Source organism: Aneurinibacillus thermoaerophilus (assembly GCF_900099925.1).
Classification (GTDB): domain Bacteria; phylum Bacillota; class Bacilli; order Aneurinibacillales; family Aneurinibacillaceae; genus Aneurinibacillus; species Aneurinibacillus thermoaerophilus.
The window spans coordinates 1-11,170 of the sequence record NZ_FNDE01000058.1; the positions used below are offsets into that span (position 1 = coordinate 1).

Consider the following 11,170-nt stretch of genomic DNA (forward strand, 5'->3'; position numbering starts at 1 on the left):
TATGAATTTCACCCGGGTCAATGGCGCATGTATGCGAACCCGGCGGGTTCGGTGCTTGACGCTTGCCTTCCCAGATGCCGCGACGCAACGAGATGCGTCCGTTAGGATGAATGGTAAAACCGTCCGCCGCCCACTTTGTGTTGAAATACTTCTTTTGCTTATATGGATAGCGGACGTTCGTGTGCCCTTCCTTTCGGGCCTGATGTGCGCTATCTCGCGCCCAAAGATATTTGTGGCACACAGCTTGTATACTCTGGCTGTGCATCAGGAAACGACGCTTCAAGCGTTTTTGTAGTTCGGTTTTACCGATCCACTGCCCGGTTTGCTGGTAGTAGACTTTCGCTTCAGTCAAGCACGTATTCCACACCTCTGCCGAGAAGCGATGTAAGGCAAACAGGGCATCTATGGTGAAGCGGGATGCGGTAAAAGCGACTTTTACGGTTCGAATCATTCGAATCCCCTTCTTTCTCAATACGAACGTACATTCCTAGTATACAACGAATAGAAGGGAAAAAGAAGCACGATTCATCCCCCACCTACGCCGGAGGCGTGGAAGAAGGGGACTTCTCGCGTGTTATGTTAAAAAACTTATTCATGGCTGGAAATCAATCAAAAATAAAGAATTGACTACAGAAGCTTCCTTTTTTACTCTAAAAGTAGAAATCCAAAGGGGAGTAGCTGGACAGCAAAGTCGTCATTTCGAGGTTTACAGCCTCCGGCTTTGTTGGCAACATGATTTGTTGTTAGCAAGACCTTTGCCATAACGGGTGAAGGTCTTTTTATATTGCATTAAGTATTAAAGACCTTTATCCGGTTGGGTAAAGGTCTTTTCCTTTGGTGAAAATATTAAAATGAAGGGACTGATGTATAATGGAATTCTTCTCAGCAGAATTTTTTTCCGCGCTGCTGGCCATTCTGGTTATCGATCTGGTGCTTGCTGGCGATAACGCTATTGTTATCGGTATGGCGGCCCGCGATTTGCCGAAAGAACAACAGAAGAAAGTAATCGTATGGGGTACAATTGGCGCGATCGTTATTCGCCTTATTGCGACGCTACTCGTCGTCTGGTTGCTTAACATTCCGGGATTATTGCTGGCCGGCGGGTTACTGCTTATCTGGATCGCTTACAAATTGTTGGTACAAGAAAAAAAGCACGAGCATATTAAAGCGGGCGAAAATACCTGGATGGCTATTCGCACCATTATTATCGCCGATGCGATCATGGGACTGGATAACGTACTGGCTGTCGCCGGAGCTGCGCATGGCAGCTTCCTGCTCGTCGTGCTTGGTCTTATTATCAGCGTTCCTATCGTTGTCTGGGGCAGCACCGTTATCATCGGGTGGATTGAACGTTTCCCTTCGCTGATTTATATCGGCTGCGGTGTAATTGCCTGGACCGCCGCCAAAATGATTACGGAGGAGCCTTTTCTGGCCGTCTATTTTACCGCTAACCCAGAATTTAAGTGGTTTTTCTCCATTCTTGTTATCGGTTGTGTGCTCCTAATCGGCAGACGCAAAAAACAAAAGAAATCTGCTACTTATTCGTAAGGTGAGAAAGAAGGCGCCACATTACGCTCGGCGCCTTCTCACTATAAACTCGTTCTAATTTGTAATCTTACGTATATTATCCAAAAAATATCGAAAATTATAAACCAAAATTTCCGCCCCTCATTAAAGTTCAAACGTATCTATACATATGTACACATTTCCCAAAGCATATCGAACAAAACAGTAATCAGGATTACAATATAACGCACTGTTGCTTTTTTTCTCTCCGTTCCCTATTATAAGCAACGAATGTAAAATGATCTGTGAACAAAGGAGATTCAAATGCCAAAACGAGAACAAGAACTAAAGCTTATGGTGACAAAAGAGACGTATGAAAAACTGCTGGCATACGCCGATCCAGAAAAGCCTCTCCTTCAGCAAACCAATTATTACTTCGACACTCCCGACTTTTATATGGGTAAGAATGGGGTTATGTTGCGTGTACGAGAAGAAAACGGCACCTGGATTCTATGCGCAAAAATTAAGCAAAAAAGCCAATCTTCCGCCATATCTGCCATTGAATTAGAAACAGAAATATCCCCAGATATGTTTGTGAAAGGCCGGGGAAAACCGGAAATTCTAGTAAATTTGCTACCTCCTGAAGGTCAAGAAGCCATCTACCGTCTGATCACACCGTCAGAACTTGTTCTGCGCGGCACGCTGCACAACGAACGTCGAATCTTGCACATAATAGACGATTATACATTTGAGCTAGATCGCACATTCTTTCCGAACGGCCAGGAAGAATATGAGCTTGAAATCGAAGGAATGAAGGATGAAGCCGCCTGCCAGCGCGTCATGCAGATGTTAACAAAGATGGGATATTCGTACTCGGTAAACCAAAAAAGCAAGTACCAGCGCTTACAAGAAGCCATTGTTCAAGAACTCAAATAAGCATACCAACTTTTTATTTCCCAGGAAAATATTCGTGCTTATCAACCGACTGTTTCTCCCACCCTTCTCACCTATCGCTACACAAAATATCGAGCCATAGGAAAATAAGCATATGTTGTAAATCACTTTCCTTGTAGATGAACAAAAGCAAGTATGAAAATATTATCGCAATTCATCCTCACCTACGCCGGAGGCGTAGAGGAAGGGGACTTCTCGCGTGTCATGTTAAAAAAACGAGGTGCAAAACGCTGGCGCATAAACATATCATGATACAATCGGTTGTCTAGCACCTCATTTTCTATTTAACTGTTATATATGCCTGTTTCGGGTGATTCACTTGATCCGGGTATTTAAGACGAAGCTTGTTTTCCTTAAGCAGTTTCCCTAAATAATTGTTTCGTAAACCATCTGGCGTCCGCTCCAGCATATCCGCCAATTCTTTAAGGCGTAATGGTTTCTGCGCACATAAACGCAAAATAACTTCTTCCATCACTTTAGGGCTGAGACGTTTCCGCTTTCTGGCGATTTCAGCCATTTGCCAAAGCTCTTCATCCGTTATTTCCTCTTCCTTTACTTCCACTTTTTCCACCTCTCCCGTAGCTCCTTCTTCCGCTTCTGGACCCACATGCTCCTCAACATTATCTTCTTGCAGCCACTCTTTCGATTCTTTTTCAAAAGAAGCCAATGTTCTATTATTTACGGACTTGTTTACAGAGCCAATCTTTTTATTATAGGAGTTCAGCCAGTTATTTAATGAGTTCCATTCATTATTATCGGAGTTAATACCTTTATTTAGGGAGTTTTCCCTCTTATTTACGGAGTAAAACTCGTTATTAACGGACTTAAACTCCTTGTTTATGGAGTTGATTTCTTTATTTACGGACCACCCTTCCTTATTTAAGGAGCTTTCGATTGTTCGTTTTTCTGCTTCTATTTCGCTCTCAGAAGCGGATATCATTCGTAAAATAAACGTCGTCCTGGCCGGTGATTCTTGCTGCGAAATTTGCGGAATTTTCCACTCTTGTTCCCGCCATGTTTGTCGAATGTTGGAAAGCCCGGAGCCGGCACGCTCGCCCAGACCTATAAGCAGAAACATCTTGCACACATTCGGATTCCGCAAGTCGCTCACACCGCCCGCAAACGCCTGATGCGGCGGTACGCGAAGCGTTCCCGGATTTGAAAAGACGAATCCATCGCTCTCTTTTGTCACCACGATACCACGCTCACCGCTATAATCAGCATGCACAATTGCGTTTACCAACGCTTCGCGCAGAGCAGTATGAACGGCTGTCTCATCCTGCCGCAGCGTTCCCTGCAACTGAAACGGTACTTTAAGTCCTGCGATCAGCCGCGGCATAACCATAAAATAAAAATCGAATAAGTTGCCGGACCATGTACCATCCTGTGAAGTGATTCGGTCCGTCCATCGCTCATCATAGGCCGTCCCAGTTTCATCACGATACTCAAGAAAATAATGAGGCAATACCTCGGTAATAATTCTTTCCTCGCTGAACATAAGTAAGCCCGCGAGTGTCAGTCCCTCTTTTCCTGTTTCGCGCCGCTTGCCCCAAGCTCCAATCTTATAGAGAAATTCTTTCGTTTCTAGTCCATTCCAAGGATGATTCGGCTTCACGGCCAGAAAGCGGTTGCGGTAATTCTTGACGGAATCGAAATGAAGCTCGTTTACACCGTAATGTTCCAGAATCATTCCGTCCTGAACACCGAACGATGCTTCACCCGTATGATGAATCTCTTCTCTTTTGTTCACTGCCAATCTTCCTTTTCGCATAATCTACGCCTTTTTATGCTTGCCTGCTGCCTTTTATTATACGTTCTATTCTATCATTTTTAAGAAATGGCTACCCGGTTGCCGGAATAAAATATTTTCCGCCGGATGAATGGATAAAAAACAAAAAAGTTTGTTTGCAAATAAAAATATCACGACAACTTCTTTACTTCTTTTCAACTCTGTTATAGTTTCATTTTGCTAGAAATAATATAACACCCTTCCTATTTTGCTTCTACATTTTTAAAAAATGTCCACTTCATGTGGAATTTGCATAAAATTCTCTATTCCTCCCCTCTTTTCAGCAACTTTATGTATTGCCATCACAGCAAGAATTTCGTTGCAATAAACAAAAACAATGCTCAATAAGAAGAAAAAGCGAGGCCAATATAGAAAACGCCTCGCTTTTTTCAATAATAAATGATATTCCCCTTTTTTCTCATTTTGTCTTCCATACCAATGACTGTATCAGTTCACGCATATCGTTTATATGAAGAACCGGATGCACTTTCCACTTTTCCATTTCCTTTATATTTCCTTTGTAAGCGGCAAAACGTATGTTGCTGTCCTGCGCAGCTTTGCCGTCAATCCAGGAATCTCCAACTAGCATCCATCGCTCCGAAGGTACATCAGGATAATAGCGCAAAATATAATGAATGCCTGATGGCGAAGGCTTTAGCACTGTCATCTGTTCACGACCGACAATATAATCGAAATAATGAGCGATTCCGGTATTGTGCAGCGCTTCCTGCGCCGCCTCCTGCGCATTGTTGGTCAACACAACTAAGTGACATTCATGTGAAAGGTATTCCAATACTTCCGGCACATACGGCTCCAAATTTGCCCCATACATACCACGTTTCTCAAACTCTGTCACCGCTTCCCAAATGAGCGCTTCTACTTCCGGTCGCAACCGCCCTGACTGCCGTGCCATCTCAATAAGCTGAGAAGCTGTAAATTCCTGCCATTCAAAGTCATAGGCGCACAATTCATACTCTGTAAGCAACCTAAAAATCGCCTGTTTCATCCCGGTGAAATCAATCCTAGATTGAAGCAGCGTATTATCCATATCAAAAATAATGCCATATTTGTATTTTACTTTCTTCACTTCTTTTCCCTCGCTCCTTTAATTAAATCATATTATTTACGGAATCATTTTTAAAACAAAACATGATATAAGCATAATAAGAATATTTATTCTTAATTAATCGAATCATGTGGGATTGTGGTAGAAAATCAGCTACTACGCAAGGGAAAATGATTGGATTCAAAACGGCAGCATCCAATGGTTTTGTTTCGGTTCAGACGTCTAATCTTTTTCGAAAACCAAGCTAATCGTCATTCGATCTTCTCCCAGCTTCGTTTGTGGAAAAATTCGACGCGCAACGTCAATAAATTGCTCCGGTTCAGATAAAGATGGGCTATAATGGGTAAGCCACAGTTCTTTCACTCCACCCCTTAAGGCCAGCATTGCCGCTTCTTCAAATAACATATGCTTGTGCTCTTCCGCCTTTGGCAGGCTCTCCGGGTCGCCGTACATCCCTTCTCCGATAAATAAATCGGCGCCGCGGATAAACTCGACAAGCTCTTCAGTCGGCCGCGTATCGGTGCAATACGCCACTTTCAGGCCCTTGCGCGGCGGACCAAGTACCATATCCGGCGTAAACGTCCTGCCGTTATATGTAACTTCTTCCCCTTTCTGCAGGTGCCCCCAAAAAGGAACAGGAATCTCCAGTTCAGACGCCCGTACAGGATTAAATTTTCTTCCTCGTTCAATCTCAAGCGTATAACCCAAACAAGGAACCGTATGCTCTACTGGAAGAGTTCGCACAGTAACCCCAACAATTTTGCTGACAGTAGGCTCCTGAGCGGACAGTTCAATCGTTTGCAGCTCATATGGAAGATACGGGGCGATCACCGTCATACCACGGACTACTTCCGTAAGTCCTGGCGGTCCTATAATGAGAAGCGGATCCGTCCGTCCCGCATTCGCGATGGCGAACAGCAAACCGGGCAAACCGGTAACATGATCAGCGTGGTAATGGGTAAAACAAATAGCTTCAATTGACTTGAAGCCCCATCCCAGCATTTTCATCGTTACCTGTGTACCTTCCCCGCAATCGATTAATATCATCTTGCCCTGATATGAAGCCAGCAAAGCAGTAAGCCAGCGTTTCGGCAATGGCATAGTGCCACCGCAACCCAGCAAAGCGATATTTAACATCGTTTCATTCACCTTTTTCTATCCTAAAAAATGAACTGTATAAAAATAAAAAAGAAAGTATATATGACTTCATCACTTTAAATCGGCATATACTTTCTCAAACGATAAAAAATCCGGATATACAATACACCTTAGCATATGGGAAGAAGGCATCAGCGCTATGGCCCACTATACCGTATTTCCAGATCTAATAGGTTTTACATCCATATCCTGTTCAATTTGTCTGCGCTTCGCGCTTCCCTCCTGCTGCATATGCAACGTTTCTTCTACCACAGCCAACAAACCGCGCTGTGTTTCTTTAAACGCTTCCAACTCGGCGATCATAAGCTCCTGTTCCTGACTTATTTCCCGGTCAGCTTCTTTCAAAGCGGCCGAAGTTTGCTTGAGCAGCGTTCCGGACGCGCTTACCGCCTGCCTCTGCACCGCCAGAACGTCACGTTGTCGTACAAGCGAAAGCAGGATGACCATCTGGCTTTTCCAGAGCGGAATTGTAGTTAAAATGGATGATTGGATTTTTTCCATTAGCATCTCATAATTTTCCTGAATGAGCCGGATTTGCGGCGCAGTTTGCAAAGCAACGGTTTGACTTATAAGCAGATCTTGTAATTTCTTCTCAAGGCGATCAGCAAAGCGCTCCATATCTATAAGTTCCTGCATTTTTAACGGGTCACCCTCTGCGACTTCGGCTTCCAGTTTACTCCGTAAATTCGGAAGCGTGTACTGCTGCAGTTCTTTCAACTTTTCCCGCGCCGCCACGATGTAAATATTCAATTCGTTAAAGTACTCCCGGCTCCGTTCGTATAACACTTCAAGCATCGTGGAATCGCGCAACATCTGATGACGTAAACGTTCCAACATATCTGCCATCCGTTCAATTTCATAGTTCGCCTTTTGATATTGAACCAGCAAACGCTCTTTCGATTTGACGACCGATCCGTTGAACAAACGATTCAAGAAGCCACGCTTTTCTTCAAACAGCTTGTCCGGTTGCACTTCTTTTATCTTTGCTAGCAAATTGCGCAAAATGGCTCCAATTTGCTCCTCTACGCGCTGTATTCGTACCTGATTCAGCATGTTATCAGCAAGCTCCGCCATTTTCTGCTGAACTTCTGCTCCGTATTGGGTCAGAACATGCGGCTTTGTTGGCGTCAGGTAAAACATCAGCTCTTTTACCTGTATTTGCTGTTGCGGGGAAAGTGAGTCAAGCGACGCTGGATTCACTCCAAAAGACGCTTCAGCTGGAACAGAAGGATACAAATTTAATTGCCTCATGCTTTCCCTCCCTTGCTTCTGCAACACAGACTCATCGCTTCATTTTATCCTTATATTCTTCATGCTTTACTGACTTAATTACGTACTCCGGTCGTATGCCTAGCGATTTTTTCAGTGTTTCAAGCTCAACATTGAGGTTTAGTACATCATCCGAAAGCACCTGCATCAGTTCTTCTTCCAGCGCGGCAATAATATCATCCAGCATAGCTTCGGCCTTTTTGAGCGCCATGACCATTTCTTGGCTGTGTATCGGCTGCGAAGCAAGGAATGTATACTTTTCAAGAATCGTAATGGTGGAATCAAGATAGCTGGCAAAGAAATTGCGGGCGAAACGGAAACGATGTGGCTGTTCCTCTATAATTATCAGAATACGGCGGGCTACTTTATACAGGTGCGACGTTTTTTTCCAGATAATAATAGAGCGAATGCGAAACTGCAAGCGGCGGATGGTTTTTAGCTTGCGCTGCGCCTCACGCAAACTTTGTTTTATATAGGCTCTTTCATGCTTGTCCATTTCTGGATTATATCTTTGCGGCTTTCGGTAGCGCCGTTTCACTATCCACATGGACAAGGCAAAAGTAGCAACACTTAGCAAAAAAACGGGTATAAATTCTTCGTCAAACAGTATGAAAAACACGAGCGAACTGACCAATCCTATAGTGCTTGATAGTAACACACACCATACATTGGTGAAAAATTCCTTCATCAAATCTCACCCCGCTATTGGTCTTTTGCATACTTCTATCTTATCATAGGAATTTTTTGAAGCCTATTCTCGCCTATGTTTACTTATACGATACGTCTTTCTTTTATGTTTCATCAAAAATAAGAAAAACTTACGGGCATTGTCCCCTCGTTCTTTTTTCACAAAAAAAGAAGGCAATCGCCTTGAACAGCTATTGCCTTATGTTCCCATTTATAAAAAATCCGTTCAATCCTTCGCTTTCCATAAGCTTAACCAATAATTCGCTTCATGGCGCTAATATATCCAGTATGTACACCTTCATGATAAATAGCCATGTTTATCAATTCGCCGACCGTGTCCATCCGTAATCCGGATCGTAACGTGAACGGGGGGACCAGCGTTTCATCCAAACGTTCCTCTATGCTATCTTTGCCATCTTTTACCCTTGCCTCTTGTTCTTTAAGCTGTGCGACAATTTGCTGGAAAGAAGGAGGTGTCTCTTTCCAATCGTCCGGTTTTGTTCCGTTCGCAAAGAAATCTTTGTAATTATCTGGAATATTCACAGAGCCGCCGGGCAAGCGAAACAGAAACTGCTCAGCTGCAGACAAAATGTGTCCGGCATGCCAGTGAATATTATTGTTGAATCCTTCCGGCTTTTTGGCGGCCATTTCTTCCGTAACATCCTCAAGCGCCTTTAAAAGCCGCCGGCGTGCGATAATAAATTGCTTGAGCACAAGTTCATTTTTCATCCTGATCATCTTCTCCTGTCTTATTTCTTAAATTATAAGTATATAAACAATTAGCATCCTTTCCATATCGGCTGCCGCTTCTCAAGAAACGCGCAAATGCCTTCTGTAGCGTCGGCAGCGGTAGCGTTCAGGCTCATAACTTCCTTTGCGTAAGAATAAGCTAAACCTTGTGACATATCCAATTGTTTATAGAACGCTTGTTTTCCAATTCCAACAGTAAATGGGCTTGCTTGGGCAATTTTTAAGGCGAACGCCTTCGTCTCTTCTTCAAGCTTATTGGCAGGTACCGTTTTATTGATTAAACCAGCCAAAGCCGCTTCTTCAGCAGACAAGGCTTCCCCCGTCAACAGCATTTCCATCGCTTTCTTGCGACCAACTGCGCGGGAAATCGCTACCATCGGTGTAGAGCAGAAGAGGCCAATTTTCACACCCGGCGTAGCAAAACGGGCATCTTCCGTCGCAACGGCTAGATCACAAGTAGCTACCAGCTGGCATCCTGCTGCCGTCGCGATTCCATGCACCTGTGCGATAACCGGTTGCGGAATGGACTGAATCGTTTCCATTAATTTTGTACAGACATCAAACAGGTTGCGATAAAAACTTGGCTCCTGATCCACCATCTCACTTAAATCATGTCCTGCACAAAACGCCGGCCCATTTCCTTTAAGGATTACAACAGATATATTTTTATCCTTTGAAATGTTTTCAAAACAATGGATAAGTTCCTGCATATGCTCTAGTGAAAGAGCATTCCGCTTATTGGGGCGATTCATCGTTACGTAGGCGATTGCGGAGTCTAATTCAAACAGGATATTGTTGTATGCTACAGTTTGGGTGTCTGCCATCTTCTGTTTACCTCCTTAGAAAATATAAATAATTAAAATATTTCAACACTACAATCATAACAATTATTCCACTAAAATCCTAGGCTCTATCGAAAATTTGGAAAAAAGTATTTACATTCTTTAGGGGAGTATGTAAATATAGTAAAGCAATCATCATTTATTTCATCAGGGGAATGATAACATCATGACAAAAAAAACTTATATTGGAGTTCATATGACTCAGGAAGAAAAAGAGTTGCTGGAAAAGTTTGCGGAAGCAATAGGCTGGTCTTTTTCAGAATTGGAGTTTTACCTCACCAAAGCTATTGCTGAAAAAATGAAAAAAGAAGAAAGGCATACTGAATTTCTACAACCATCCCCCATCAACTAAAAAAGCAATCTGCCCTAGTCGCAGATTGCTTTTTTCATTATGGAAAAAGCCAGGTTTCGTATACACCTCGTGAGTTTTTCCTGTACTTAATTATTAAAAAAAATGGTGGGCCTAGGCTGACTCGAACAGCCGACCTCACGCTTATCAGGCGTGCGCTCTAACCAACTGAGCTATAGGCCCACATGGCGGAGAAGGCGGGATTCGAACCCGCGCACGGTTTGACCCGTCTACTCCCTTAGCAGGGGAGCCCCTTACAGCCTCTTGGGTACTTCTCCATAATCTATCGCGCTCTATATTAATGGGCGACCGATGGGAATCGAACCCACGAATGTCGGAGCCACAATCCGATGCGTTAACCACTTCGCCACGGTCGCCACAGGAAAAGGGTACTGGCGGAGGGAGAGGGATTCGAACCCCCGTGGGCTTGCGCCCTAACGGTTTTCAAGACCGCCCCGTTATGACCACTTCGGTATCCCTCCGTGTTATTCAATTCGCTCCGAGATACAAACAAATAGATAAAAACAAACATAATGGTAGCGGCGGAGGGGATCGAACCCCCGACCTCACGGGTATGAACCGTACGCTCTAGCCAGCTGAGCTACGCCGCCACAATACTTACATATTTGAATCTTCATGGTCGGGAAGACAGGATTTGAACCTGCGACCCCCTGGTCCCAAACCAGGTGCTCTACCAAGCTGAGCCACTTCCCGAATAAATGGCGTGCCCGGAGAGACTCGAACTCCCAACCTTCTGATTCGTAGTCAGACACTCTATCCGGTTGAGCTACGGGCACATT

10 protein-coding genes, 7 tRNA genes and 1 pseudogene are annotated in these 11,170 nt (G+C 44.0%); 3 read left to right on the plus strand and 15 right to left on the minus strand.

The genetic code is table 11. The features are described from left to right. Positions 1-451: pseudogene (locus tag BLR88_RS17675) on the minus strand (hypothetical protein); the annotation flags it as partial. Positions 452-870: 419 nt separating this feature from the next. On the opposite strand from BLR88_RS17675, the gene BLR88_RS17680 reads away from it, so the two are divergent. Further along, a complete protein-coding gene (locus BLR88_RS17680) occupies positions 871-1,548 on the plus strand; it encodes a TerC family protein (protein WP_057897307.1) in 678 nt (225 codons plus the stop codon). A 282-nt stretch (positions 1,549-1,830) separates the two neighbouring features. Then, positions 1,831-2,442: a CYTH domain-containing protein gene (locus BLR88_RS17685; protein ID WP_057897306.1), complete on the plus strand. Its 612-nt coding sequence runs from the start codon at positions 1,831-1,833 to the stop codon at positions 2,440-2,442. A gap of 298 nt (positions 2,443-2,740) precedes the next feature. On the opposite strand, the gene BLR88_RS17690 is transcribed toward BLR88_RS17685, so the two are convergent. From BLR88_RS17690 to BLR88_RS17720, 7 genes are all read right to left on the minus strand, one after another. Beyond that, positions 2,741-4,231: an ATP-binding protein gene (locus BLR88_RS17690; protein ID WP_254778366.1), complete on the minus strand. Its 1,491-nt coding sequence runs from the start codon at positions 4,229-4,231 to the stop codon at positions 2,741-2,743. 436 nt (positions 4,232-4,667) lie between these two features. After that, positions 4,668-5,336, minus strand: a complete 669-nt coding sequence (locus BLR88_RS17695) for an HAD family hydrolase (protein WP_236781938.1) — start codon at positions 5,334-5,336, stop codon at positions 4,668-4,670. 201 nt (positions 5,337-5,537) lie between these two features. Next, positions 5,538-6,452 (minus strand): ribonuclease Z, encoded by a 915-nt coding sequence (locus BLR88_RS17700; RefSeq protein ID WP_091261464.1) that lies wholly within the window; start codon positions 6,450-6,452, stop codon positions 5,538-5,540. A gap of 168 nt (positions 6,453-6,620) precedes the next feature. Then, complete coding sequence (locus tag BLR88_RS17705; protein ID WP_057897304.1) at positions 6,621-7,724, minus strand: toxic anion resistance protein; 1,104 nt, start codon at positions 7,722-7,724, stop codon at positions 6,621-6,623. 31 nt (positions 7,725-7,755) lie between these two features. Beyond that, the gene (locus tag BLR88_RS17710; protein ID WP_062731142.1) at positions 7,756-8,430 is read right to left on the minus strand and encodes a 5-bromo-4-chloroindolyl phosphate hydrolysis family protein; all 675 of its coding nucleotides are present in this window, start codon (positions 8,428-8,430) and stop codon (positions 7,756-7,758) included. A 248-nt stretch (positions 8,431-8,678) separates the two neighbouring features. Continuing rightward, positions 8,679-9,158, minus strand: a complete 480-nt coding sequence (locus tag BLR88_RS17715; protein ID WP_057897302.1) for a DinB family protein — start codon at positions 9,156-9,158, stop codon at positions 8,679-8,681. A 50-nt stretch (positions 9,159-9,208) separates the two neighbouring features. After that, the gene (locus BLR88_RS17720; RefSeq protein WP_057897301.1) at positions 9,209-10,003 is read right to left on the minus strand and encodes an enoyl-CoA hydratase; all 795 of its coding nucleotides are present in this window, start codon (positions 10,001-10,003) and stop codon (positions 9,209-9,211) included. A 184-nt stretch (positions 10,004-10,187) separates the two neighbouring features. Between BLR88_RS17720 and BLR88_RS17725 the strand changes: the two genes are divergently transcribed. Next, the gene (locus BLR88_RS17725) at positions 10,188-10,373 is read left to right on the plus strand and encodes a hypothetical protein (RefSeq protein ID WP_057897300.1); all 186 of its coding nucleotides are present in this window, start codon (positions 10,188-10,190) and stop codon (positions 10,371-10,373) included. A 103-nt stretch (positions 10,374-10,476) separates the two neighbouring features. On the opposite strand, the gene BLR88_RS17730 is transcribed toward BLR88_RS17725, so the two are convergent. The 7 genes from BLR88_RS17730 to BLR88_RS17760 form a co-directional block, all read right to left on the minus strand. Next, positions 10,477-10,553 (minus strand) — tRNA-Ile (locus BLR88_RS17730). A gap of 3 nt (positions 10,554-10,556) precedes the next feature. Continuing rightward, positions 10,557-10,648 (minus strand) — tRNA-Ser (locus BLR88_RS17735). 26 nt (positions 10,649-10,674) lie between these two features. Further along, a tRNA-His gene (locus tag BLR88_RS17740) sits at positions 10,675-10,747 on the minus strand. A 16-nt stretch (positions 10,748-10,763) separates the two neighbouring features. After that, positions 10,764-10,852: transfer RNA gene (locus tag BLR88_RS17745), tRNA-Ser, on the minus strand. Positions 10,853-10,904: 52 nt separating this feature from the next. Beyond that, positions 10,905-10,981 (minus strand) — tRNA-Met (locus BLR88_RS17750). Between the two features lie 26 nt (positions 10,982-11,007). After that, positions 11,008-11,084 (minus strand) — tRNA-Pro (locus BLR88_RS17755). A 6-nt stretch (positions 11,085-11,090) separates the two neighbouring features. Continuing rightward, positions 11,091-11,167, minus strand: a tRNA-Arg gene (locus BLR88_RS17760). Positions 11,168-11,170: the final 3 nt, after the last annotated feature.